This window comes from Dactylosporangium sp. NPDC006015 (assembly GCF_040614215.1).
Classification (GTDB): domain Bacteria; phylum Actinomycetota; class Actinomycetes; order Mycobacteriales; family Micromonosporaceae; genus Dactylosporangium; species Dactylosporangium maewongense.
On sequence record NZ_JBEXUD010000009.1, the window covers coordinates 108,813 to 133,620 of the forward strand.

19 protein-coding genes and 1 pseudogene are annotated in these 24,808 nt (G+C 73.5%); 13 read left to right on the forward strand and 7 right to left on the reverse strand.

Translation table 11 applies throughout. The annotated features are described in order from the left end of the window. The first annotated feature begins 170 nt into the window (after window positions 1-170). Both ABZ321_RS18075 and ABZ321_RS18080 read left to right on the forward strand, forming a co-directional pair. Window positions 171-3,668 (forward strand): BTAD domain-containing putative transcriptional regulator, encoded by a 3,498-nt coding sequence (locus ABZ321_RS18075; RefSeq protein ID WP_354892414.1) that lies wholly within the window; start codon window positions 171-173, stop codon window positions 3,666-3,668. A 74-nt stretch (window positions 3,669-3,742) separates the two neighbouring features. Further along, window positions 3,743-5,116: an FAD-binding oxidoreductase gene (locus ABZ321_RS18080; protein WP_354892417.1), complete on the forward strand. Its 1,374-nt coding sequence runs from the start codon at window positions 3,743-3,745 to the stop codon at window positions 5,114-5,116. A gap of 220 nt (window positions 5,117-5,336) precedes the next feature. Here the strand turns inward: ABZ321_RS18080 and ABZ321_RS18085 are convergent, their stop codons facing one another. Next, the gene (locus ABZ321_RS18085) at window positions 5,337-7,391 is read right to left on the reverse strand and encodes a PQQ-binding-like beta-propeller repeat protein (protein WP_354892420.1); all 2,055 of its coding nucleotides are present in this window, start codon (window positions 7,389-7,391) and stop codon (window positions 5,337-5,339) included. Continuing rightward, window positions 7,372-7,578, reverse strand: a complete 207-nt coding sequence (locus tag ABZ321_RS18090; RefSeq protein WP_354892423.1) for a hypothetical protein — start codon at window positions 7,576-7,578, stop codon at window positions 7,372-7,374. The genes ABZ321_RS18085 and ABZ321_RS18090 overlap by 20 nt, the downstream gene beginning before the upstream one ends. Window positions 7,579-7,745: 167 nt before the next feature. On the opposite strand from ABZ321_RS18090, the pseudogene ABZ321_RS18095 reads away from it, so the two are divergent. Then, window positions 7,746-8,504 (forward strand): annotated as a pseudogene (locus tag ABZ321_RS18095) (Hsp70 family protein); the annotation flags it as partial. Window positions 8,505-8,661: 157 nt separating this feature from the next. Further along, the gene (locus ABZ321_RS18100) at window positions 8,662-8,925 is read left to right on the forward strand and encodes a hypothetical protein (protein ID WP_354892866.1); all 264 of its coding nucleotides are present in this window, start codon (window positions 8,662-8,664) and stop codon (window positions 8,923-8,925) included. 30 nt (window positions 8,926-8,955) lie between these two features. Here ABZ321_RS18100 and ABZ321_RS18105 read toward each other — a convergent pair whose 3' ends face one another. After that, window positions 8,956-9,678, reverse strand: coding sequence for an SDR family oxidoreductase (locus ABZ321_RS18105; RefSeq protein ID WP_344498429.1), 723 nt, complete (start codon window positions 9,676-9,678; stop codon window positions 8,956-8,958). A 70-nt stretch (window positions 9,679-9,748) separates the two neighbouring features. On the opposite strand from ABZ321_RS18105, the gene ABZ321_RS18110 reads away from it, so the two are divergent. Continuing rightward, window positions 9,749-10,606, forward strand: a complete 858-nt coding sequence (locus ABZ321_RS18110) for a LysR family transcriptional regulator (protein WP_354892426.1) — start codon at window positions 9,749-9,751, stop codon at window positions 10,604-10,606. 1,353 nt (window positions 10,607-11,959) lie between these two features. Here the strand turns inward: ABZ321_RS18110 and ABZ321_RS18115 are convergent. Together ABZ321_RS18115 and ABZ321_RS18120 are read right to left on the reverse strand one after the other, a co-directional pair. Then, a complete protein-coding gene (locus ABZ321_RS18115) occupies window positions 11,960-12,352 on the reverse strand; it encodes a MerR family transcriptional regulator (protein ID WP_354892429.1) in 393 nt (130 codons plus the stop codon). A 3-nt stretch (window positions 12,353-12,355) separates the two neighbouring features. Next, window positions 12,356-13,198 (reverse strand): serine hydrolase, encoded by an 843-nt coding sequence (locus ABZ321_RS18120; RefSeq protein ID WP_354892432.1) that lies wholly within the window; start codon window positions 13,196-13,198, stop codon window positions 12,356-12,358. On the opposite strand from ABZ321_RS18120, the gene ABZ321_RS18125 reads away from it, so the two are divergent. Further along, window positions 13,155-13,943, forward strand: coding sequence for an endo alpha-1,4 polygalactosaminidase (locus tag ABZ321_RS18125; RefSeq protein WP_344498419.1), 789 nt, complete (start codon window positions 13,155-13,157; stop codon window positions 13,941-13,943). The two genes, ABZ321_RS18120 and ABZ321_RS18125, sit on opposite strands and share 44 nt — an antisense overlap. 1,092 nt (window positions 13,944-15,035) lie before the next feature. Here ABZ321_RS18125 and ABZ321_RS18130 read toward each other — a convergent pair. Further along, window positions 15,036-16,376: a HAMP domain-containing sensor histidine kinase gene (locus ABZ321_RS18130; RefSeq protein ID WP_354892435.1), complete on the reverse strand. Its 1,341-nt coding sequence runs from the start codon at window positions 16,374-16,376 to the stop codon at window positions 15,036-15,038. Then, a complete protein-coding gene (locus ABZ321_RS18135) occupies window positions 16,373-17,035 on the reverse strand; it encodes a response regulator transcription factor (protein WP_354892438.1) in 663 nt (220 codons plus the stop codon). Before ABZ321_RS18135 ends, ABZ321_RS18130 begins: the two co-directional genes overlap by 4 nt. 87 nt (window positions 17,036-17,122) lie before the next feature. Between ABZ321_RS18135 and ABZ321_RS18140 the strand changes: the two genes are divergently transcribed. The 7 genes from ABZ321_RS18140 (at window position 17,123) to ABZ321_RS18170 (ending at window position 24,806) form a co-directional block, all read left to right on the forward strand. After that, a complete protein-coding gene (locus tag ABZ321_RS18140) occupies window positions 17,123-18,052 on the forward strand; it encodes an ATP-binding cassette domain-containing protein (protein ID WP_354892441.1) in 930 nt (309 codons plus the stop codon). Window positions 18,053-18,188: 136 nt separating this feature from the next. Then, window positions 18,189-19,697 carry an ABC transporter permease subunit gene (locus ABZ321_RS18145; protein ID WP_354892444.1) on the forward strand — a complete coding sequence of 503 codons (1,509 nt, stop codon included), beginning with the start codon at window positions 18,189-18,191 and terminating at the stop codon, window positions 19,695-19,697. Further along, complete coding sequence (locus ABZ321_RS18150; RefSeq protein ID WP_354892447.1) at window positions 19,694-20,764, forward strand: hypothetical protein; 1,071 nt, start codon at window positions 19,694-19,696, stop codon at window positions 20,762-20,764. Before ABZ321_RS18145 ends, ABZ321_RS18150 begins: the two co-directional genes overlap by 4 nt. 629 nt (window positions 20,765-21,393) lie before the next feature. Next, window positions 21,394-22,251, forward strand: coding sequence for a diacylglycerol kinase family protein (locus ABZ321_RS18155; RefSeq protein WP_344498407.1), 858 nt, complete (start codon window positions 21,394-21,396; stop codon window positions 22,249-22,251). A gap of 23 nt (window positions 22,252-22,274) precedes the next feature. Beyond that, window positions 22,275-23,153 carry a hypothetical protein gene (locus tag ABZ321_RS18160; RefSeq protein WP_354892452.1) on the forward strand — a complete coding sequence of 293 codons (879 nt, stop codon included), beginning with the start codon at window positions 22,275-22,277 and terminating at the stop codon, window positions 23,151-23,153. A gap of 8 nt (window positions 23,154-23,161) precedes the next feature. Next, a complete protein-coding gene (locus tag ABZ321_RS18165) occupies window positions 23,162-24,196 on the forward strand; it encodes an LLM class flavin-dependent oxidoreductase (protein ID WP_354892455.1) in 1,035 nt (344 codons plus the stop codon). Between the two features lie 28 nt (window positions 24,197-24,224). Then, on the forward strand, window positions 24,225-24,806 hold the full coding sequence (locus ABZ321_RS18170) for a dihydrofolate reductase family protein (RefSeq protein WP_354892458.1): 582 nt from the start codon (window positions 24,225-24,227) through the stop codon (window positions 24,804-24,806). Window positions 24,807-24,808: the final 2 nt, after the last annotated feature.

Genomic DNA, 24,808 nt, shown 5'->3' on the forward strand with positions numbered 1-24,808 from the left:
GCTGCTGGCCGGAGGCTGAGCTGCTGGCCGGAGGCTGAGCTGCTGGCCGGAGGCTGAGCTGCTGGCCGGAGGCTGAGCTGCTGGCCGGAGGCTGAGCTGCTGGCCGGAGGCTGAGTCCAAGATCCGACGGGTCGGCCCCGGGGCGCCCGCCGGCGGATAGCGTGGCGACCGTGACGCGGCTCGACTTCCGGATCCTGGGCCCGCTGGAGGTCCAGCCGCCCGGCGGCGCGCCGCTGGACCTCGGCGCGCGCAAGCAGCGGGCCGTCCTCGCGCTGCTGCTGCTCGACCCCGGCCGGGTCGTGCCGCTCGACCGGATCATCAACGGGCTGTGGACCGGCGAGGCGCCGTCGAGCGCGACCAGCACGCTGCAGGTGTACATCTCGCAGCTGCGGCGCGTCCTCGAGCCGGACCGCCCGCCGCGGACCCCGCCGTCGGTGCTGGTGACCCGGGATCCCGGGTACCTCCTCGCGATCGACGCCGGGCAGGTCGACGCGGCCCGCTTCACCCGCGGCGCCGAGGACGGCCGGGCGCAGCTCGCGGCCGGCGCGTACGCCGAGGCCGAGACCTTGCTCACCGCGGCCCTGCGGGAGTGGCGGGGCGGGCCGCTGGCCGACTTCGCCGACGAGGAGTTCGCGGCGGCGGTCGCCGCGCAGCTCGGCGAGGTGCACGACGGCGCCGTCGAGGACCTCGTCGACGTCCACCTCGCCACCGGGCGGCACGCGGCGGCGGCAGCGGCGTCCGTGGCGCTGCTGGACCGGCACCCGTTCCGCGAACGGCCCTGGGGGCAGCTGATGCTCGCCCTGTACCGCGACGGCCGCCAGGCCGACGCGCTCGCCGCGTTCCGGCGGGCGAGGACGGTCCTCGACGAGGAGCTCGGCCTGCCGCCCGGCCCGCACCTGCGCGACCTGGAGGCGGCCATCCTCCGCCACGACCCGGCGCTCACCCCCTCCGCCGGCAGCCCCGGTTTCGCGGCGCCGCCCGGCGCCGCCTTACAGGCGCCACCCAGCGCCGTGGTGCAGGCGCCGCCCGGCGGCGTGGTGAAGGCGCCGCCCGGCGGCGTGGTGAAGGCGCCACCGGGCGCTTTGATGCAGGCGCTGCCCGGCGCCGCCGTGCAGGTGGCCGAGCGCCCGCCGGGGACGGTGCTCGTCGGCAGGGGGCGGGAGGAGCGGCACCTCGACGAGCGGCTCGCCCAGGCGGCCGCGGGCCAGGGCGGCGTCGTCCTCGTCGTCGGCGAGGCCGGACTCGGCAAGACGCTGCTCGCCGAGCGGGCCGCCGCCCTCGCCGAAGGGCACGGGCTGCGGGTCGCGTGGAGCCGGTGCGTCGAGGCGAGCGCGACCCCCGCGTTCTGGCCGTGGGCGCAGATCCTGCGGTCGCTGCCCGACACCGACGGCCGGCGGCACCTGCTCGACGTGCTCGCCGGGCGCGGCGAGAGCGGATGGCGGGCCGAGGAGCCCGGCACCGCCCTGTTCCACCTGCACGAGGCGGTCGCCGAGACGCTGTCGGAGTGCGCCGCCGGGCAGCCGCTGCTGCTCGTCGTCGACGACCTGCACGTCGCCGACGCGTCGTCGCTGCAGCTGCTCGCGCACCTGGCGCCCGCCCTGCACCGGCGGCCGATCCTGCTGCTGGGCACGATGCGCCCGGACGTCGCCGACGGCGACCCCGCGCTGCGGGAGACCCTCGCGCTGCTGGCGAACGAGCGCGGCGCCGACCGGATCCGGCTCGGCTCGTTCACGGCGGGTGACGTCGCCGCGTACCTCCACGACAGCGCGGGCGGCGACGCGCCCGGCGAGGTCGTCGTGGCGCTGCTGGAGCGCACCGGCGGCAACCCGTTCTACCTGAAGGAGTTGCTGCGGCTGCTCACCAGCGAGCACCCCGGCGGCTGGGGCACCGCGCAGGCCGTCGCCGACCTCGACGTGCCCGAAGGGGTCCGGGACGTCGTCGGCCGGCGCGTGTCACGGCTGCCGGAGGCGACCCAGGCGATGCTGCGCACGGCGGCGGTCATCGGGCGCGACGTCGAGCTGGTCCTGCTGGAGGCCGGCACCGACGCCGAGAACGAACAGGTGATGAGCGCCCTGGAGCCCGCGGTGGTCGCGGGGCTGCTCACCGAGGTGCCCGGCACCTGGGACTACCGGTTCTCGCACGCGATCGTCCGCGACACCCTCTACGGCGCGCTCACCCGGCTGCAACGCTCCCGCCTGCACCTGCGGGTCGGCGAGGCCCTCGAGGCGTTCGACCAGCCCGACGATCCCGCGCTGCTCGGCCGGCTCGTGCACCACTTCACCATGGCGGCGCGGCTCGGCGGCGCGGAGCGGGCCGTCGGCTACGCGCGGCGGGCCGCCGACCTGTCGATGGCGCAGCTGGCGTACGACGAGGCCGCCGCCTACCTGGAGGCGGCCCTCGGCGCGCTGGACCCGACCCGCCCGGGCGCGGCCGCCGACCGGTGCCGGCTGCTCGTCCAGCTGGGTGCCGCGCGCCGCGCGGGCGGGGACCTCGCCGGCACCCGCGCCGTCCTCGACGAGGCGCTCACCCTCGCCCGGCAGCTCGGCGACGACGACCTCACGATGGACGCGGCCACGCTCTTCGGCGGGGTCACGCTGTGGACGTGGCGGCCCTACCTGGTCGTCGACGAGCGGATGATCGGCATCCTCCGCGACCAGCTCGCCCGCCTCGGCGACACCGACCCGCGGCGCCGGGCCGTCCTCCTCGGCACCCTGGCGGTCGAGCTGTACCACAGCGAGGACCGGCCGGCCGGGGAGGCGCACGCCGCGGAGGCCGTGGCGCTCGCCAGGCGCACCGGCGACGCGGAGCTCCTCGCCCGCACCCTCAACAACCTCTGGAACGTCGCCCTGGTCCCGCAGGCCGAGCGGCTGCGCCGGGCCGCCGTCGACGAGCTGCTCGCCATCGACGGGCTGCCGCGCACCGTGGAGCTCACCGGCCGGCTGCACCGCATGATGAACGCCGTGACCGCCGGCGACGTTGCCGGTTTCGAGACCGACCTGGCCCGTGCCGTCCACCTCGGCGAGGAGCTGCGCACCGGGGTCCTCGCCGCGCAGGTCCGGTACGCGCGGGCCGGCCGGGCGATGCTCGACGGCCGCTGGGACGACGGCGAGCGGCTCGTCGGCGAGGCGTTCGCCCTGCAGGCGCACACCAGCCTGTGGGGCACCAACTGGATCCGGCTGGCCATGCTGTACACCAGCCGGCGCTTCCAGGGCAGGCCCGGCGAGCTGCTCGACGAGCTGGTCCGCCGCGCCGACGAGCCGCACCTGGAACTGCTGCGCCCGACCGCGGTCCTGGCCGCCTGCGAGTCCGGCGACGAGGACCTCGCCCGGCGGCTCGTCGACCGGTGGGGCACGCGGCGGGAGATGCTGTGGTGCTGGAACCTCGTGGCGTTCCAGTGGGCGCTCGTGGCGGCGCGGCTCGACCTGCCGCCCTGCGCCGAGCTGTACGAGGAGATCCTTCCCTTCGCCGACCAGTGGTCCACGGTCGGGACCGGCTGCGCCACCTGGGGCTCGATGCGCTACGCCCTCGCCGAGCTCGCGCAGCGCCTCGGCCGCCCGGACGAGAGTGTCGCGCACGCCACGCTGGCCCTGGAGGCGCACCGCCGGCTCGGCGCCGCCCATCTTGAGGCCGCAAGTATCGCTCAAGTCGCGCGTTTAAGTGGTGCTTGACCGGCGGCCAAGCGCTGTCGTGCACCGTGGTCCGTGGCGCCGCTGCACGCGCCCCGAACCCTGAGGAACCTCTGATGACTGCATCGACCGACCTGTCCTTCGCCGACCTCGCCGCCGCCGTCGACGGCCCCGTCTTCCTGCCCTCCGACGAGGGCTTCGCGGAGGAGATCTTCGCCTGGAACGTGGCGAACCCGCACCGACCAGCCGTCGCCGTCGGCGCCGCCAGCACGGCCGACGTCGCCGCGGCGGTCAGCTGGGCCGGCCGCCACGGCCTGCCCGTCGCCGTCCAGGCCACCGGCCACGGCGCCGTCCGCCCCGCCGTCGACTGCGTCCTCATCACCACCAGCCGCATGCAGTCGCTCACCGTCGACGCCACCGGCAAGCGCGCCCGCGCCGCGGCCGGCGTCCGCTGGTCGCAGGTCATCGAGGCGGCCGCCCCGCACGGCCTCGCCCCGCTGAGCGGCTCCTCGTCGCAGGTCGGCGTCGTCGGCTACACGCTCGGCGGCGGACTCGGCCCGCTTGGCCGCACCTTCGGCTTCGCCGCCGACCACGTCCGCTCCGTCGAGATCGTCACCGCCGACGGCGTCGCCCGCACCGTCGACGCCGACCACGAGAGCGACCTCTTCTGGGCCGTCCGCGGCGGCAAGGGCAACTTCGGCATCGTCACCGCCATCGAGTTCGACCTCTTCGACGTGCCGTCGCTGACCGGCGGCGGCTTCTACTTCCCGGCCACCCACGCCGCCGAGGTCCTGCACGCCTACCGTGCGTGGGCGCCGACCCTGCCCGAGCGGATGAACACGTCCCTCGCCATGCTCCGCCTCCCCCCGCTGCCGCAGCTGCCCGAGCCGCTGCGCGGGGCGTTCGTGGTGCACCTGCGGGTGGCGTACCTCGGCGACACCGACACCGCGTCGGAGCTGCTCGCTCCCATGCTCGCCGCCGCCCCGGTCCTGCTCGGCGGCGTCGGCGAGATGCCCTACCAGGCCGTCGACTTCATCCACCAGGACCCGGTCGACCCCACGCCCACCCGCGAGGGCGGCGCCCTCCTCGGCGACCTGACCGCGGCCACCGTCGAGGGCCTGCTCGCCACCGCCGGCCCGCAGGTCGACGTCCCGCTCATCATGGTCGAGCTCCGCCACCTCGGCGGCGCCCTCTCCCGCCCGCCGGCCGTGCCGAACGCGATCCCCGGCCGCGACGCCGCCTTCTCGCTCTTCGTCATCGGCCTGGGCGTCCCGGAGCTGGTGCCGGCCGTCGACGCCGTCACCGCCGCGGTCCTGGCCTCGACCGCGGACGCCACCGTGCCGGGCGGCTTCATGAACTTCTCCGGCGGCGCCGGCCCCGAGGCCCTCCAGTCCAACTGGCCCGCCCCGGACCGCGACCGCCTGCTGCGCATCAAGCGCTCCTACGACCCGACCAACGTCTTCTCCACCAACCAGGCCCTCCTGCCCTGACCCCTCGCAGCTGAGTCCCGCGACGCTGACCGACCTCGGGTCCCGATCGGGATCCGCTGGCCGCAACGGCACGGGACTCACTGTTGCTCGTGAAGGTGGAGACAGTGACACCTGCCTGGTCACGCCGCGGGCAGTTGCGGCAGCACTTCGGACCGCCGGCGCCGGCCTGATCCTGGGCGCAGACGGCATCAACCTCGATCCGAATCCGCGATGCGCGGACTCACAGTCTCAACGCGGTCGCAGCGGCGGCGTCGTTGACGAAGGCGACCAGGCCGTTCGTCAGGGTCGGCGCCGTTGCGTGCCACCTACCGACCAGATGCCGCCAGCGCACCGTGCCGGTGGCGGTGTCGACGGCGTAGAGGTGTTCACCGACTCCGAAACAGGCGATGTCACCAGCCAGGGTCACCGCGCCGGGGTAGTAGCCGGTCCGCAGCGTCCAACGGACGCGCCCCGTCGCTGCTTCGACCGCATGCAGATCGCGGGTGGCGAAATACGCGGCGCCACCGGCGATCGTGATCGCCGAGAACGGCCCACCCCAGCCGTTGGCATGCATGTACCAGCCTGTCTCGCCGGTCTCGCGGTCCAGTCCGTACACCCGTTTGCCCTCCGGCCGAGCCGCCACGACCACACCATCGGCGGCGGCAAGGACCCATTCGAGGGGCATCTCGCTGGCGAACCGCAGCAGAAGTGGTCGCGGCTTCGGCACGACCTGCCACCGGATCTCGCCCGAGGCGGGCGCGAGGCTGGCCACCCGTCCGGCATCCGTGCCGACGACGACGCCGTCGGTATCGGCGATCGACGCGACCGGCCCCCCGACGAGCTCTCGCGCCCAGCGGTCCTCACCGGAGTCCGCGGCAAGGCTGACCACGCGATTCTCCCGACGCACCACGACGTGACCGCCTGGCGCCAGCACCGGCAGGCGGGCGTCTATGCGGTGTCGCCAACGCTCGGCGCCGGTCGCCAGATCCACCGCGGTGAGGTCGGGCGTGGCGAGATCGTCGCGGACGGCCACATATACGTTGGCACCGTCCGCGACCAGCGCGGTCCGCTCCGCGGGTCCGGCGATCGGATGCCGCCACTGCCGCTCGCCCGTGCCGCTGTCGATGCAGTGCACCTGGCCTCCGTCGTCGCAGACCAGCACGCGGGAGCCGGCCACGAGCACCGGCCTGACAAGGCTCCGCTCCGGCTCGGCGAAGGCCCATCGGACCGCGCCGGTCAGCGCGTCGAGCCCGTACAGCCGATGGTCTGTGCCCGCCATGAGCAGGGTGTCGCCGGCGACCGGAGGAGCGAAGGTCGCCGGTTCACGCGACTTGACATCCAGCGCGATCTTCCAGGTGTTGCGTTGGTGCGTCGCGACCAACGGAGGAATCGGCCGCCGGATGCCACGCACGACGGGCCCGACCCGTTCGACCGTCCACACGACCTCGGCAGCAGGCGGGGCAGCAGGCACCTTGGCGGTCTGGGCAGGAGCCACCTCGGTGGCCGGCGACTCGTCCACGATGGACGGTTGGCTGACGGATTCCGGAGCCGGCGAGGCCGTTGCGGCGACGTTGCGTGCGAGGGTGAAGGCGCCGGAGGTGTTCCGTGCGGCGGCCTCCGCCCTCGGCAGACCCTTGCTGCGCAGTCGTTGCGACACGTGGTGATACACCGTGTCGAGGCTGAGATACTCGCCGCCGCCGGGCAGCCCTTCGGTGAGCAGTCCGACCAGTTCGCCGGTGAACGCCGTGTGCTCGGCACCGACCGGCGCCATCGCCAGCTTGGTGGCGGACGTGGCGGTCAACACGTACGCACCGTCGATGACGACCTGCCCGGCCGGTCCGCCTCCCATGCCGTCCAGCGCAGCCCCGCTGAAGCAACAGTCCAGGATGACGATCTTCACCGCGGCGGGGCTGTCGAGCACCGTGTCCCGCAGTCGCTGGTACGGCAGGCAGTCCACGTCGGAGAACTCCACCGAGGACTCGGCAACGGCCAGGTACAGCTCACGGCGGCGTCCGGCCCGCATCCCGTGACCGGCGTAGTAGACGAGGAGTGCGTCGGTGGCCTCGTCAGCGGCCTTGGCCACCGCCTGCGCCACCGCGACTGGTGTCCGGGGGTCGGAGACCACGGTGATGGACTCGCTGGGCAGCCCGCACCGAAGGGGATCGGTCAGGATGTCGGTGAGCGACCGGAGGTTGTTCGCGACCGCGGGGAGATCGGCCAGCTCGGGCTCGTGGTAGGCGCCGACGCCGATGAGCACGGCGCGCGAGGCGAGCGGGTCAGCGAGGATCAAGGCCATCCTCGACGGGCCGTCGGCAGCAACACCAGTACGTGTCGGTGATGGTGCCGAGGTACCCCGGCGTGGGCGAGCCGTGCTCGGCCTGGACGGTCCACGAACGGATGTCGTCATCGGACCGCAGCCATCGGCGGAGGGCCTCGACCTCCTCCCCGCCGTCGTCCGGCTGAAGCCGGAGTTCGTCCGTCATAGCGGACAAGATAGTGTCCGTCGCCGAGCCGTTGCACCCTACGTTCGGCCGCAAGGCGTGCGCTGCCGCGCTGTGCAGCAATTGATCGAGATGCCGACCGCCTCCGGCCCGGCGCCGCGCTCACACCGGCGCCGGGCTTGCCCGTGCACGCGGTCCAGGATTGCCCGATGGTCAGCGGGGTTGGGGTCCGGCTCGGCGTCGACTTCGGGACGACGAACACCGTGGCCGCGCTCGGCCGGCCCGACGGGTCGGTCCGGCCGCTGGTCTTCGACGGGAGCCCGGTGCTGCCGTCCGCGGTGTACCTCGGTCAGGACGGGCAGCTGCTCGCCGGGCGCGACGCGCTGGACGGCGGCGGGGTGCGGCCGGAGAGCCTGGAGCCCAACCCGAAGCGCTGCATCGACGACACGGCCGTGCTGCTCGGGTCCGTCGAGGTGCCCGTGCGGGAGCTCGTCGCGGCGGTGCTGCGGCGGGTCGCCGCGGAGGCGGAGCGGGTCGCCGGGGCGGCACCGGCCGAGGCCGTGCTGACATGCCCGGCGACGTGGGGGGCGCGCCGGCGGCAGGTCCTGCTCGACGCGGCCGCGGCCGCGGACGCGGGGCTGGGCCCGGTGCGGCTGGTGGCGGAGCCGGTCGCGGCGGCGGCCTGGTTCGCCTCGACGGAGGGCGTCACGGTCCCTGTCGGCGCCTGCATCGTCGTGTACGACTTCGGCGCCGGCACCTTCGACGCGGCGGCCGTCCGGCGCGACGCCGGCGGGTTCACGGTCCTGGCCGACGAGGGCCTCCGGGAGACCGGCGGGCTGGACGTCGACGCGGCGGTCGTCAGCTACCTCGGCGCGGTGCACGCCGCCCGGGCGCCGGGGGCGTGGCAGCGGCTGAGCAACCCCGCCACCGCGCGGGACCTGCGGCAGCGGCGGCAGCTCTGGGACGGCGTGCGCACGGCCAAGGAGACGCTGTCCCGGGCGGCGGTGACCGAGCTGCACCTGCCGATCGTCGACGACGTCGCGGTCCTCGGCCGGGAACCGCGGCGGCGAGCTCGGCCTGGCCTTCGGCCTCGCGTCGCCGGCCGCGGCGCAGGACGTGTTCGCCGTGTCGAAGGCGTTCGCCGACAAGTACCACGTGACGAGCCTCGACGAGTTCGCGCGCGCCTGCTCGGGCACCGCGACCGTCCTCGGTGGACCCACCGAGTGCCCGGCCGGCTACCCGTGCCGGCAGTCGCTCGCCGACGTGTACGCCCTGCGCGCCGGTGCCTTCACCGAGCTGCCGGACCGCGGTCCCGCCGCCCGCGCCGCCCTCACGGGCGGCACGGTCTCACTCGCCCTGATCTCGAGCAGCGACCCGGTCTTCGCGTAGCGTCGTCCCTACCAGGCTTCTACCCGGCTTCTACCAGCGGACCGGGCCCTCGTCGTCGAAGAAACCGCCCGACGGGCCGTCGGCGGGCAGGGTCGCGAGGTGCACCGCGATCGCCGCGCCCTGCTCCGGGGTCCGGAAGCCGCTGTGGTGGTTCAGGTCGGTGGCGCAGTAGCCGGGGCAGCCGGCGTTGACCAGGATCGCCGTGTCGCGTAGCTCCTTGGCGTACTGGACGGTGACGGCGTTCAGGAAGGCCTTCGACGGCGCGTACGCCACCGACGCCGGCATCCCGCTCAGCGGCCCCTGCGGGTCGGTCTGCTCCGCGAACGAGCCGACGGAGCTCGACATGTTCACGATCCGCGGCCGCGGGGACCGGCGCAGCAGCGGGAGCATCGCGTTGGTCACGCGGATCACCCCGTACACGTTGGTGTCCACGGCGGCCTGCACGACGGCCAGGTCGACGGTGCTCGGCACCTGCGGCGTGCCGCCGATGATCCCGGCGTTGTTGACGAGCACGTCCAGCTGGTCCAGTCGCGCCGCGGCCGCGTCGACGCTCGCCTGGTCGGTGACGTCGAGCGCGACCCCGAACGCGTCGGCGCCGCCCGCGCGCAGCTTCGCCACCGCCTCCTCGCGCCTCCCGGCGTCGCGGGCCCCGACCCCGACACGCCACCCGAGCTCCCCGAGCCGCGCCGCGATCTCGTACCCGATCCCCTTGTTCGCGCCGGTCACCAGCGCGACGGTTACTGCAGTGGTCATACCCACGATGCTGGTCCGCCCCCGCCCCGGCCGCCAACACCGTCTGGGTCAGGACCGATACCGTAGCGGTATGGAAACGCGCGAGCTGGCGTACTTCGTCGCGGTCGCCGAGGAGCTGCACTTCGGCCGGGCCGCCGCACGCCTCGGCATCGCCCAGCCGCCGCTGTCGCGGGCGATCCGCCAGCTGGAGCGCCGCCTCGGCGTCACCCTCCTGGAGCGCACCAGCCGCTCGGTCGCGCTCACCGCGGCGGGCGAGGTCCTGCTCCGTGAGGGCCGTGCCGCCCTGGACGCGGTCGCCGCCGCCGACCGCCGCACCCGCCGCGCCGGCCACCCCGCCGCCAAGCTCGTGCTCGCCACGAAGTCCGGCGCGGCCGGCGACCTCCTGCCCGCGCTGCTCTCGGCGTACGCCGCAACCGCCCCCGCCGCCGTCACCATCGAGGTGCTCCTGTGCGGCATCGGCGAACAGGAACGCCTGCTCCGCGACGGCCGCGCCGACGTGGCCCTGCTGCACCTGCCGTTCGACGACGTGACCGGCCTCGACGTCGAGGAGCTGCACACCGAGGGCCAGGTCGCGGTCCTACCCGCCGGCCACCGCCTCGCCGGCCACACCCACCTGCTGACCGCCGACCTGGCCGGCGAGCCGTTCCCCACCTGGCCCGGCTCCCCCGCCTCACCCGGCCCCGGCCCGCTGGTCCGCGACAGCACGCAGCTCTACCAGCTGATCGCCCTCGGCATGGTCGTCGCCACCCTGCCGTCCTCGTGCCGCTCCCAGCTACGCCCCGACCTGGTCGCCGTCCCCGTCCTGGACGCCCCCACGGTGACCACGGTGATCGCCTGGCCCCCACACAGCCGCTCCCCCGCCCTGGCCACCCTGATCCGCTGCGCCATGGACCTCAGCACCCCCGCAGCGCTCACAACCCCAGCGTGACACCGACAACGACCACGCCAAGCGCCGACCAGCATTACTCCCCGTCGGCCCGGCACCCGTGCATCGCGTCAACGTCCGCCGGCGGCAACGTGCTCACCGCCGACGCAGCGTCCCCACGGCACCAGCTGATCCCGGCCACACCGTAGATCCACGCCGACCGGCGCGCCGTGGCCATCGGCACCCCGCAGCGCTCTCAGCCCCAGCCCACCGAGCAGAACCGCGTCGCCGCCCTCCTCGAGGCCCCGGGCCGACCAGCATCACCCGGCCGGTCCACACCGAGGCAGCGACCTCGCGGCACCAGCTGATCCCCGGCCACACCCCAGGTCCCGGAGCCCACAGGCTCCTGATCTCAGATGTCCGCCAAAAAGCGGGGCAGGCCCACCAGAGCCGACCGGGTCCGCCTTGGCCATCCGCTCACCGGCGTCGCCACCGGGGCATGCCGCCATCACCGGACGCGAACTCCCCTTCGCCGGATCGCCACAAGCGCTCCCGCGAGCCAAACACCACGCGCCCTCACGCCAGGTAGCGCAGCCAAGCTCCCGACCAGCCCGACACCTGCACCGCATCAACCATGCCGCTCACCGACCGACACCACGGACCCCCAATGCCCGCCGTCACGGCCACGCTCCCGACCGGCTCACAACCCGCCCAGCAAACGCACCGCCAACGCTCCGACGCGACCACGCTCATCTCCGACCCAACTCCCGCGCACCGCCACCGCTGCAACACCCGCCGACACGACCACGCCCACAACCGCCCGACAACGCACCACTGCTTCGACACCCGCGCACGACCACGGCTCCGATACCGACCGGCGCGACCACACACCTCACCAACACCCGCGCATCACCACTGCCGTAATACCCGCCGATACGGCCTGCCGCCTCATCCGCACGACATCCGCGCACCGCCACCACCGCAACACCCGCCCAGCCACGCCGCTCACCCACACGACATCCGCGCACCGCCACCACCGCAACACCCGCCCAGCCACGCCGCTCACCCACACGACATCCGCGCACCGCCACCGCATCAACGCCTACCGGCACGACCACGCGCCCAGCCAAACTCATTACCGCCCAACAACGCACCGCCACCGCATCAAGTCCCGCCGTCACCGGCGCACCGCCACCGGCTCCACTGCCAGCCGGTGCGGCCACGCACCCCGCCGCCCGGCATCCGCGCACCGCGTCAACGCCCGCCTGGTGGCAACCATGCTCGCCGCCGGGCCGACGCCCACGCGGGTGCTATCGCTCGATGCCCGCCCGCGCGGTCGCGCTTCCCAAGGGCTCACGTCCGCGCACCGTCGGCGCCGTGGTCAGGCCTGCGGCGGCGCGGGCGTGGACCTCTCCGTCACGCGGAGGCCTGGGCATCGGCGGGAGCTAAGCGGGCGAGCTCAGTGCGGTACCAGCCGATCTTCTCCTTGATCCTCGTCTGCTCGTCGCGCAGGTCGGCGATCTTGCGCTCGATGTCCCGGTCGTGCTCCTCCAGCAGCTCGGCGCGCTCGGCGAAGGTGCTGTCACCGTCGCGGGCCAGCTCCGCGTACCGTCGCATCCGCGCGATCGGCATGCCTGTGTCCCGCAGGCAGCGCAGGACCTCCAGCCACGCGAGGTCGTCGTCGGTGAACATGCGCTGCCCGCCGGCGGTGCGGTCGATGCCGTCAAGAAGGCCGATCCGCTCGTAGTAGCGCAGCGTGTCGAGGCTGAACCCGGTCTTCTGAACGGTCTCCCGTGGCGAGTACGGCATGCCTCAGTTTCCCACGAACGCACGAATCCCATCGCCCAGCTCACGCATGGTCGCGAGCACCTCACCGACCGTCGCCTCGTCCGGTGGCCAGTTGGCCAGCACCGCGTACGCGCACCCGTTCACGACACCGACGTCCGCCCGGACGCCGTCGTCGGTGCCGGTCTTGTTGCGCAGGACCAGGCCGTCGTGCGACAACGGGTCGAGCGCGAACGCCGACGCGACCATCGACAGATCCGCCGACGTGCGCATCCAGTCCAGCACCCGCTCGCCGCCGTCGATCCCCGGCAGCCGGTGCAACAGCAGCGACAGCTCGGCGGCGGTGCCCGACGACAGCCGCGGCGGATGCGCGGCCGTCCGCACGTCGCGGACCATGTCGTGCAGCGCCGTCGACGCCAGCCCCAGTTCATGCCCGAGGGCCGCGACCCGCTCCAGCCCGACGTGGTGCAGCAGCACGTTGGTCGCGAGGTTGTCGCTCACCGACGCGACCAGCACCGCCAGGTCGTGCGCGGGCAGCACGTCGGTGCGCAGGTGCTGCCACAACCCGGAGTCCGCCACCGGCTCGACGTCCCGCCGGTCACATGGCCGGTCCAGCGGGAGCCCGCGGGCGACCTCGATCAGCAGCAGCAGCTTGCCGACACTCGCTGTGGAGAGCACGGTGTCGGGGCGGTGGTCGTACACCACCTGGCCGCCGCTGTCACGAACACATACCGACCAGGAGATGGGGCTGTCTGTCCCCCGGCCGGCCGGCGCATTCCGCCGGACCGTCAGATCAGGCCACCCGACGCCCAGCCGATGGCGAGGCATGCGACACACCCCCCGCGCTGTATTCCTGGCCGTCACAGCCATCTTCGCCGTCGTTTGCTCCACGGTACCGGCATCCGCCGCGACCTCCCCCGCGACCTGGTGGAAACCGGCGGTCGGCGCCACCTGGCAGATGCAGTTCACCGGAAGGCTCGACACGTCCGTCACCGCCGACGTGTACGACATCGACGGCGCCGACTCCACGAAGGCCCAGGTCACCCAGCTGCACGCGGCCGGCCGGAAGGTGCTCTGCTACGTCGACGCCGGCTCCTGGGAGGACTGGCGCGCCGACGCCGCCCGCTTCCCGGCCGCCGTGCGCGGCAAGGCCCTCGACGGCTGGGCGGGCGAGCGGTGGCTCGACATCCGCCAGTGGGACACGCTGCGCCCGATCCTCGCCGACCGCTTCGCGACCTGCAAGGCGAAGGGCTTCGACGCCGTCGACCCCGACAACATGGACGGCTACACCAACCCCACCGGCTTCCCCCTCACCGCCGCCGACCAGCTCCTGTTCAACCGCCGCGTCGCCGACCTCGCCCACTCCCTCGGCCTGGCCGTCGGCCTGAAGAACGACCTCGACCAGATCACCAAGCTGCAGCCGTCCTTCGACTTCGCCGTCAACGAATCGTGCCTGCAGTGGAAGGAGTGCGCCCTGCTCACCCCGTTCATCACCGCCGGCAAGCCCGTCTTCCACGTCGAGTACAAGGCCTCCTTGTGCCCGACCGCGGCCGGCCTCCGCTTCAGCTCGATCCGCAAGAACCTCCGCCTCGACGCCTTCCGCGCCCCCTGCTGACCAGCGCTCAACCGCCGAGCCAGTGCTGCTCCCCGAGCATCGCGGCGGTCTCCTCGTACATCGCGAGCCGCGGCTCCCCACTCACCGGATCCGTGTTGCGCCACCTCGTCCATGACGGCCGCCGACGCGGGCTTCAACGACGGCAACTTCTCCACCCGCCCTTTGCCCCCGGGCCGCGACGTGACTCCGTGACCCACGCTCGTACGTGCACCGCCGCGCCGGCGGCGCCTCGAAGTCATCAAGCAGCCCGAGCAGACCGAGGTCCACGACTTCCTGCCGGGAATCTGGTCCCGGTACTCACCTGCCGCGACCAGCCCGGCAACCGCCTCGAAGTCCTGATCGTCCAGTACCCCGCCACTCTGCTGCAGCAACGCGCTCACCCCGCACCCGCCACGGCGACCACCCAGCCGCGACGGACCGCCCACCGCCCGTGCCGCGGCACCTGGCACGCCTGGATCATCCGTAACCAGGTCACCAAACCCCGCTGGCGCCGACGACGGCTCCCGGTCGTCAACTCTCCGCCGACCTCCACACCACGGCCGGCCCTCGTCACCCAATTCCCACGTCCCTGACGAGCGGCCCACCACAACGCAACATCACTCGGTCGCCGCCCCATCCCGCGCGGCTTTCCCGCAGGCTGGCAACCCACCAGCCCAACGAGAGGTGGCCGACCACAGCCCTTGACGAAGCCACCTCCCTGCACGACCCCGCACCGCGACCCTGCGCAACGCCAGAATCCGGCATTGCGGCGCCATGCACGGCAGACAGTCCGACACAGCACCGCAGGTCTCCGCGCCGCACGACCGTGCCCTCCCGACCACGGCGTACCTGGCCGGGCCAACTTCCCCGCACCAGCCCACCCACACCGTCCCGACCAAGGCGATCCGGCCGAACTCACCTCCTGACCGCCCCAGCCCACGCCGTCCCGATGCCACGCCCGGCCCGCGCCCTCCTCAACTGCCCGCCCAAGTCCGCACCCTCCTCACCGGGCCCGTCAAACCCGTGCCATCCCGACGCCACGCTCGGCCCGGACCCTCCTCAAAGCCCGGCCCGCACGCTCCTCACCTGGCGGCCCAGCCCGCGCCGGTCGAGCTAAGCGATGCGGTCAACGGGCAGCGGGAAGTCGACGGTCACGTCGAGGCCGCCTTCCGGGCGGGGCAGGACGCGTAACGTGGCGCCGTGCGCGGTCGCGATGGCCTGCACGATCGCAAGGCCGAGACCGTGCCCGCTCGCAGCCCGGCCGATCCGCTGCCCCTCCAGTCGCTGAAACGGTTGCAGCAGCCGCCCGATCTCCTCCGCCGGGACCGCCGGCCCCGTGTTGCGCACCGTCAGCCGAGCCACCTCCCGCACGGTCGAACCCGCGCCACGCGTCGTCGCCCCGGCCGCGCCCCGAACCGGAGCGCCAGCACCCCAGGGCAGAAGCCGGCCCACGCCCCGCGCCGCCGGAGCCCCGTCCCCTGCCGCTGGTCCAGGCGCGTCCCGGACCGGAGCGCCCGCACCCTGCGCTGCAAGCCGAGCCGCGGCACGACCCGTCTGGCTGCCCGTGCTCTGCGTCGTCGGCGGGGTGGCGTCCTGCACCGTGGACGTGACGACCTCGATCCAGCCGCCGTCGATGTTGTACCGCACCGCGTTGTCGACCAGGTTCGCCACCAGGCTCTCCGCCAGGCGTGGGTCGCCGGCGCCGACGGCTGGGCCCAGCGTTGCGTCGACGCGGACACCGCGGACCTTCGCCTCGCTCGACCGGCGACGGATCGCGGCGGCCGCGATCTCGGCCAGGTCGACCGGCTCCGCCTGCTCGACGCCCTGCTCGCCGCTGGCGAGGGTCAGCAGGGCGTCGACGAGCCGCTCCTGGGCGGCGCCGAGAGCGAGCACCTCGCGGCACGCTTCGCGGAGGGTGTCGGCGGTGGCGTCGGGGTCGGCGAGCGCGACCTGCAGCAGCGCCCGCTCCGCGGCCAGCGGCGTGCGCAGCTCATGGGACGCGTTGGCCACGAACCGCCGCTGCGACGCGAACGCCGCCTCCAGCCGCTCGAAGACGCTGTCGAGGGTCTCGGCGAGATCCGTGAACTCGTCGTCGTCACCGGTCTTGCCGAGCCGCCGGTCCAGGCTCGTCGCCGAGATGTCCTGCGCCGTGGCGATGATGGCGCGCAACGGACGCAGCAGCCGCCCGGCCGTGATCCAACCGCCGATCACCGCGACGACGCTGGCGATCAGCACCGTGAGGGCGATGACGCGGAACATCCGCTCCTCGTAGAAGTCGGTCGGAGGGTCGCGGATGATCCGGACGTCGCCGACGGTCTCGCTGGCGGGAGCGGACACGCTCTCCCCGAAGGAGAACAGCGCGATGCCTGCCGTCACGGCGATGATGAACGGCACGGCGTACAGCGTCGTGAGCCGCAGCTGCAGCCCGCGCCGCCGTCGGCGTCGGGTGCTCACGGTGCCCCGATTCGGTAGCCGGCCTCGCGGACCGTGTGGATGAGCTCGGGCGCGCCGAGCTTGCCGCGCAACCGGCGGATCGTCGTCTTCACCACCGTGGTGAACGGGTCGGCCGCCTCGTCCCACACCCGCTCCAGCAGATCCTCAGCGGAGACGGGCCGGCCGTCGGCGGCGAGCAGGCACTCCAGGACGCCGAACTCCTTGGGGCTGAGCTCCAGGCGGCGCCCGCCCCTCGACGCGACCCGCCGGGATGGGTCGAGCGTCAGGTCGCCTAGCTCGTACACCAGCGGCAATGCCTCAGCGGGGCGCCGCGCGAGCGCCCGAATGCGGGCCACCAGCTCGTCGAAGTCGAACGGCTTGGGCAGATAGTCGTCGGCGCCGAGGCCGAGGCCGTCCACGCGCTGCTTGACGGTGCTCGCCGCGGTGAGCATCAGCACGCGGCTGCTGGAGCGGGCCGCGACGATCCGCCGGCACACCTCGTCACCGTGGATGCCTGGCAGGTCGCGGTCGAGGACGACGACGTCATACCGATTGACGGTGAGTCGCTCGAGCGCCTCCGTGCCGTCGAGGACCACGTCGACCGCCATGCCCTCACGGCGCAGCCCCGTCCCGACCGTCCTGGCCAGGACCTCGAAGTCTTCAACCACCAGCACCCGCATGCCCACCACCATGCCAGGTCGAAGGTGTCAGTGAGGTGTCAGCCGCTGTCACCGTGATGTCACCGGCCGCCACGTACAACGGACCGCATGATTGTCGTCAGCGGACTCCGCAAACGATTCGGGTCGCACACCGCCCTCGACGGGATGAGCTTCGCCGTCGAGCCTGGCCAGGTCACCGGCTTCGTCGGGCCCAACGGCGCCGGCAAGTCCACCACGATGCGGGTGATCCTCGGCCTCGACGCGCCCGACGCCGGCACCGCGCTCGTCGCCGGCCGCCCTTATCGCAGCCTCACCCGCCCGCTGTGCCACCTCGGTTCGCTGCTCGACGCGGGCGCGTTGCAGCCCGGCCGCACCGCGCGCAATCACCTCCTGTGGATCGCGCATTCACAAGGGCTGCCGAGTCGCCGCGTCGACGAGGTCCTCGAGCGGGCCGGCCTGCAGACCGTGGCCCGGCGCGCGGCCGGCGGGTTCTCCCTCGGCATGCGTCAGCGTCTCGGCATCGCCGCCGCGCTGCTCGGTGACCCGCCCGCGCTGATGCTCGACGAGCCGTTCAACGGCATGGACCCCGAGGGGATCGTGTGGATGCGCCAGCACCTGCGCGGGCTCGCGGCGGAGGGCCGCGCCGTCCTCGTCTCCAGTCACCTCATGAGCGAGCTCGAGGACACCGCTGACCATGTCGTGGTCGTCGGCCGGGGCCGGGTCATCGCCGACACCAACATCGCCGCGCTGCTCAAGACGGCCGCCGCAGGCAGAGTCACCCTGCGCGCAGGTGCTTCTTCGATCGATGCTGCGGCAGGTGTACTGGAAGCAGAAGGCGCCTCCGTCAGCCGCACCGACGCCGGCACGCTGACGGTCGCCGGGCTGCCAGCCGAGGCCGTCGTGACGCTGCTGACCACGCGTGGCGTGCCGTTCGCGGAGATCTCGTCGCACCGGGCGACCCTCGAGGAGGCCTATCTCGAACTGACCCGCGACGCCGTCGAGTTCCGCGCCGCGACCGGGTCGGAGGCGGCGGCATGAGCGGTCCGGAGCGCAGCGGAGGAGCCGCGAATCAGTGTTGCAGCGTTGGCTCAGGCCGACGCCGGAGCGTAGCGGAGGTGGCGGCATGAGCGGCTTCGCACGACTCGTACACGCGGAATGGACGAAATTCAGGACGGTGCGTGGCTGGTTGATCGGCATGGCCGCGGCCGCCGCCGCCATCGTCGGTCTCGGCCTGTTCCCAGGCATGGAGGGCACGTGCGGCTCCGGCTGCGGCCTGCCCGTCGGTCCAGGGGGCGAGGAGGTCACGGACGTGTTCACGTTCGTGCACCGGCCCCTCGCCGGCGACGGCACCATCACCGTCCGGGTCGCGTCGCTGACCGGCGAGCTGCCGCCCGACGGGCCGGGCAAGGAACCGCAGCCGGGGCTGGTGCCGTGGGCGAAGGCGGGCCTGATCGTCAGGAGCGGCACGAAGCAGGGCGCCACGTATGCGGCGGTCATGGTCACCGGCGCGCACGGCGTGCGGTTGCAGCACGACTATGTCCACGACCGTGCCGGGAAGCCGGGCGCCGTCACCGAGTCCGCGCCGCGTTGGCTGCGGCTGACCCGCGCCGGCGACGTCGTCACCGCCCTGGAGTCCGCCGACGGCACCTCGTGGACGGGCGTGGGCACCGTCCGACTCAAGGATCTGCCGGCGACCGCGGAGGTCGGGCTGTTCGTCACGTCGCCGATGTTCGTGGAAGGGATCGGCGCGGCCGGCGCGTCCAGCGCCCCAAGCCTCGCCACCGCCGGCTTCGACCACCTCACCACGACCGGCGGCTGGCAGTCCGCGACCTGGACGACCGAACGTATCGGCGGCACCGCCGACGAGCACCCGATCGGCAGCGGCCCGCCGCCCGGGCCGGCACCGGGCGACGCTTCCGGTGGAAGCAGAGCACCTGCCGGAGGGCAGGCGCCGGGCGCCGAGCCGACCGGCGACGGCTTCACGGTCAGCGGCTCCGGCGACATCGCCCCGGCCGTGGCCGGGGCCGCCGGGCTCGGCACGACGATCAGCCAGACGCTCGTCGGCACGTTCGCCGGTCTGGTCTTCGTCGTCGTGGTCGGCGCGATGACGATGACCGGCGAATACCGGCGCGGCCTGATCCGCACGTCGCTCGCCGCCGCGCCCCGCCGCGGCGCCGCGCTCGCCGCGAAGGCGACCGTGCTCGGCGCCGTCACGTTCGTCGTCGGGGTAGCCGCGGCAGCGGTCGTCGTCACCATCGGGCCGGGGCTGCTCCGCGACAACGGCGTGTACGTCCATCCGGTCTCCACCGCCACCGAGCTGCGGGTCATCGCCGGCACCGGCGCCCTGCTCGCCGTCGCCGCGGTCCTCGCTCTCGCGTTCGGCGTCCTGCTGCGCCGCGGCACCACGGCGGTCACGCTGGCGTTTGTGGCGACGGTCCTGCCGTATCTGCTGTCGATGACCGTCCTGCCCGTCGCCGCGGGCGCGTGGCTGCTGCGCGTGACGCCGGCCGCCGCGTTCGCCATCCAGCAGAGCACGCCGCAGTACGCCCAGGTCGAGGGCCTGTACACGCCCACCAACGGCTTCTTCCCGCTCACCCCGTGGTCTGGGCTGGCGGTCCTGCTCGCCTGGGCGACCGTGGGGCTGGCCTTTGCCGCGTACCGCTTCCGCAGGAGGGACGTATGAGCCGCGACCTGCTTCCGCCGGAACGCCGCGGGAACCACGACCTGCCACCGCCACCCGGCGAACACCGGGACCGCACCCCGCCACCGCTGGACGACCGGGCCGGCTCCTGGGAGGCGCGCCACCAGCGTGGCACGGACCCAGGGCGCCTGCCGGCGGCGCCACGACGCACGCCGACGACCGACCCGCAGCACGACCTGACGACCGGGCCGCGGGACGAGCCGCAGCGCGAGCCTCGACGCGAGCCGACAGCCCAGCCGCGACATGAGCTCACGGCCGAACCGCGACGCGAGCTGACGGCCGAGCAGCGACGCGGGCTGGCGGCAGAGTGGCGGCGGTACCTGCGGGCGGAGTGGACGAAGCTGCGGACCGCCACGGAGACCGTGTGGCTGGTGCTCGGGATCGTGGCGGCGACCGTCGGTGTCGGCCTCGTCGTCGTGCTCAACATTCCGTGCACCACTGAGTTCTGCGGCGGCGACCCGACGAAGACGGGCCTCACCGGCGTCCAGCTCGGGCAGGCCGTCGTGGCGATCCTCGCCGTGCTCGCCGTCGGTGGGGAGTACAGCACCGGCATGATCCACGGCACCCTCGCCGCCATGCCGCGCCGCACCGGGGTGCTCGCGGCCAAGGCCGTCGTGGTCACCGCCGTCATCGCGCCCGCGGCGGCGGTGGCAGTAGCGGTCTCCGCCCTCGCCGGCCGTCATTTCCTGCCGGCGGACGCGTCATGGACGTCGGTCCTGCGGGCCACGGGTGGCTCGGTGCTGTACCTGATGCTCATCGGACTGCTCGCCCTCGGCGTGGCCACGGTGGTCCGCAACGCCGCCGCGGCGGTCGGGGTGGTGCTTGCCCTGCTGTTCCTGTTCCCGATCCTCGCCGCCGCCGCGCCCGACCCGACGTGGGAGCGGCACCTGCTGCAGGTCGGCCCGATGACCGCCGGCCTCGCCGTCCAGGCCACGACGGGCCTGGACAAATTACCGATCGGGCCGTGGGCAGGCCTTGCCGTGACCGCGGCCTGGGCGGTGGGGGCGTTGCTCGCCGCGGTCATCGCCCTGGAGGCCCGCGACGCCTGACCATCTCAGCACGCTGACGGCCCACCGCCCGACAGCGATGCGTCGGCCCGGGGTGGCGCACGATGCTCGCCCCGCGACATCCCAGCCGTCGGGCTGAGGCTGACGAGGGGGTCCGCTCCTGCCGGTCCAGCGCAGACCGACGAACCGCAGCAGGCAACCAGCGACACGACGGCCACCGCAGCCGTGATCGCGGCGGGGACCTGATGGCGGGCGTTCATCGCGGGTGGTGCGACGGTCCGATGGGGTTTGTGCGCGGCGTCTTCGGGCCACCCGCCGGTCCAGGCGTGAGCACCATCGATTGCCCGAACCGGGCGGCGCACCCGCGGCACCGCACGGGTTGATCGAAGGATGGAAACGGCCGGCCGCGCGACCGGGTTCGGCCTTCGATCAACCCGCCCGCGCACCACCAGCGCGAGTTGTGCGCGACGCGTTCGGGCCACCCGCCGGTCCAGGCGCGAGCACCACCGATTGCCAGAGCCCGGCGGCGCACCCGCGGCACCGCACGGGTTGATCGAAGGATGGAAACGGCCAGCCGCGCGACCGGGTTCGGCCTTCGATCGACCCGCTGGCGTGAGTGGGGTGCTTAGTGGGAGGGGCGGGTGGGTACCGGGGCGGGTGTGAATGTCGCTGTGGTTGCGCATGCTGGGAAGAGCATCGGTGGGGGGCTTGACGAGCTGCGGCGGGAGTTGGCCCGGGCGGGGGTCGAGGCGCCTGACTGGCGGGAGGTGCCGAAGAGCAGGAAGGCGCCGAAGCAGGTGCGCAAGGCCGTCGAGCGGGGTGCCGACCTGGTGTTCGTCTGGGGCGGCGACGGCATGGTGCAGCGGTGTGTCGACGCGCTGGCCGGGTCGGACGTGACGGTGGCGATCGTGCCTGCCGGGACCGCGAACCTGTTCGCCACGTCGCTGGACATTCCGCAGGACATCGGTGCGGCGGTGAGGATCGGGCTGGAGGGGGCGCGGCGGCGGTTCGACCTGGGGAAGGTCGGCGGGGAGCACTTCGCGGTGATGGCGGGTGCCGGGTTCGACGCGGCGATGATCGATGATGCCGATCGGGGGATGAAGAGCCGGGCGGGGAAGCTGGCGTACTTCGGCACCGCCGTCCGGCATGTCAAGGACGAGCCGGTCGAGGCGACCGTCGAGCTGGACGGCGCCGAGTGGTTCTCCGGGCCGGCGACCTGTGTGCTGCTGGGCAACATCGGCACCATCGCCGGTGGGATCGAGGCGTTCGACGACGCGAGTCCGTTCGACGGGCGGCTGGAGGTCGGGGTGTCCACCGCGCACGGCGCCCTGCAGTGGGCCCGGACGCTGGGGAGGATGGCGTTCGCGCGGACGGACGGCTCGCCGTTCGTGAAGGTGGCGAGTGCCCGCAAGGTCAAGGTGCGGTTCGCGGAGCCGGTGCTGCTGGAGCTCGACGGCGGCTCCCGGACCGAGGTCCGCAAGCTCAAGGCCCGCGCCGTGCCGGCTGCCATCAGCATCGCCGTCCCTTAACGCGGGTGTGATAGGACACCGGCATGCATCGCGGGCGATGGATCGCTGGGGTACTGGTCGTGCTGCTGGCCGGTGGGTGCGGAGCGCAGGGGGAGGCGGTGCCGCCGGCGGAGAACGGGGATCAGCTGCGGCGGCAGGCGCGGGAGGCGTTGGACCGGTACGACCAGGCGGTCGCGCGGGCCGGCGGCCAGGGGATCGTCGTCGTCGGGGCGCGGACCGGGCAGGTCGGCGAGTGGGAGGACGACAAGGCGCGGTTCAAGGTGTCGCTGCTCGTGGGCAAGGTCGCCGCTGTCGCGGCGCTGCCCGCCGCCCCGCAGGCCGACGGTGTGGTGGTGTGGGACGGCGGCGCCAGTCGTACCGTGGCGGTCATCGCCGCCGGAGCGGCCCTCGCGGAGCTGGTCAAGGACGGTGCCGGGGACTGCGCCGACTGCCCGGTGATCGAGGTGACCGGAGCGCGGCTCGGCACGGCACGGATCCAGACGGCGCAGGGTGCGGCGACGGCGCCGGCGTGGGAGTTCGCGCTGCGGGGGTCGGCGGTGCTGGTGACCAGGACGGCGTTCGCGGGCGTGACGGTGGTGCCGCCGCCGTGGAACGCCAGCCACCCGCCGGGCGGGCTGAGCATCCAGACGGTGCGGGTCGCCGGCACGACGCTGACGGCGGAGTTCATCGGGGCGGTCGACCCGGCGAGCGCCGGACCGTGCGGGGTCGACTACACGGCGGAGGCGGTCGAGTCGCCGAACGCGGTCGTCGTCATCGTCCACGAGCATCCGGCCTCCGGGAACGCCCGGTGCACCGCCCTGGGCGCGACCAGGACGGCGACCGTGCAGCTGGCGGCGGAGCTGGGTGGCCGGGCCGTGCTCGAAGTGCGACAAGGGACGCCGGTGCCGGTCACGGGCGGATAATCGACGGCGTGGCACTGGAGAAGCTGGGTTTCCTGACGATCGGGTTGTTCGACGAGGCGGATCCGCGCAAGGGTCACGAGTCGACGCTGGAGGTGATCGAGCTCGGGGAGCGCCTCGGGTTCGACAGTGCGTGGGTGCGGCACCGGCACCTGCAGTTCGGGATCTCGTCGCCGGTGGCGGTGCTCGCCGCGGCCACGCAGCGGACCAGCAGGATCGAGCTCGGCACCGCCGTCATCCCGCTCGGCTGGGAGAATCCGCTCCGGCTCGCCGAGGACCTGGCGACCGTGGACGTGCTGTCGGGCGGGCGGCTCAACCCGGGCGTGAGCGTCGGGCCGCCGATGCACTTCGAGCGGGTGAAGGGCGCGCTGTACCCGCACACCGCCGGCGCCGAGGACTTCGGCTACGACCGGGTGGGACGGCTGCTCGACCTCGTCCGCGGGGTTCCGGTCGCCGAGGCGGCCACGGAGGGCTTCGAGGTGTTCTCCGACCACGTGCAGCCGCACTCCCCCGGTCTCGGCAGCCGGATGTGGTACGGCGGAGGCAGCCTCGCCTCGGCGCGCTGGGCGGGCGAGCACGGCATGAACTTCCTGACCAGCAGCGTGGTGAAGGCCGAGGAGTCGGAGGACTTCGCCGGGATCCAGCGCTCGCACATCCGCGCGTTCCGCGCCGCGCACCCCGACGGCGACCGGGCCCGCGTCTCGCAGGGCCTGGTGGTCATCCCGACGGACTCCGCGACGCCTGATCAGCGGCGGCGTTACGAGGTGTACTCGGAGCAGCGCACCCCGCGCACGGCGACGCCACAGGGACCGGCCCGGTTGATGTTCGCCCCGGATCTGGTCGGACCGTCGGCGCAGATCGCGGAGCGGCTGCACGCGCACGCCGGCTACCAGGAGGTGCGGGAGGTGGCGTTCGCGCTGCCGTTCACGTTCGAGCACGAGGACTATCTGCAGATCCTCACCGACATCGCCACGAATCTCGGCCCCGCGCTCGGATGGCGGCGGCGGGATGTCGATCCGGGCGGGTCGAGTTCGTACAGCGGGTGAAGGCAAGTCCGCACACCTGGAGGTACGCATGCGCACACTGAACGTGATCGAGTTCCTGACCCTGGACGGGGTCATGCAGGGGTTGGCGTCGCCGGACGACGACCGCGACGGCGGGTTCGAGCACGGCGGGTGGGGCGCGCCGTACTTCGACGACGTCCAGGCGGCCGCCGCGCTGGAAGGTCTGGCGTCGACGACGGCGTACCTGTTCGGCCGCCGCACCTACGAGCACATGATCGCGTTCTGGCCCGGGCAGCCCGACTCGAACCCGATGGCGGCCCACCTGAATTCGACCGTGAAGTACGTCGCGACCGGCACACTGCGGTCGCTGACGTGGAACAACGCGCACGTGCTCGACGGCCCGCTCGGCCCGTCGGTGCGCAAGCTCAAGTCCGAGGGAGAGGGCACGATCGCGGTGCTGGGCAGCGGCGTGCTCGTCCAGGACCTGATCGCCGAGGACCTGGTGGACGGTTACCGCCTGTTCCTGCACCCGCTGCTGCTCGGCACCGGCAAGCGCCTGTTCCGCGGCGCGGCCGCCCCGCGGCGGCTGTCCCTTGTGGACTGCACCCCCACCTCCACCGGCGTCGTCATGCTGTCGTACGACGTGATCTAACG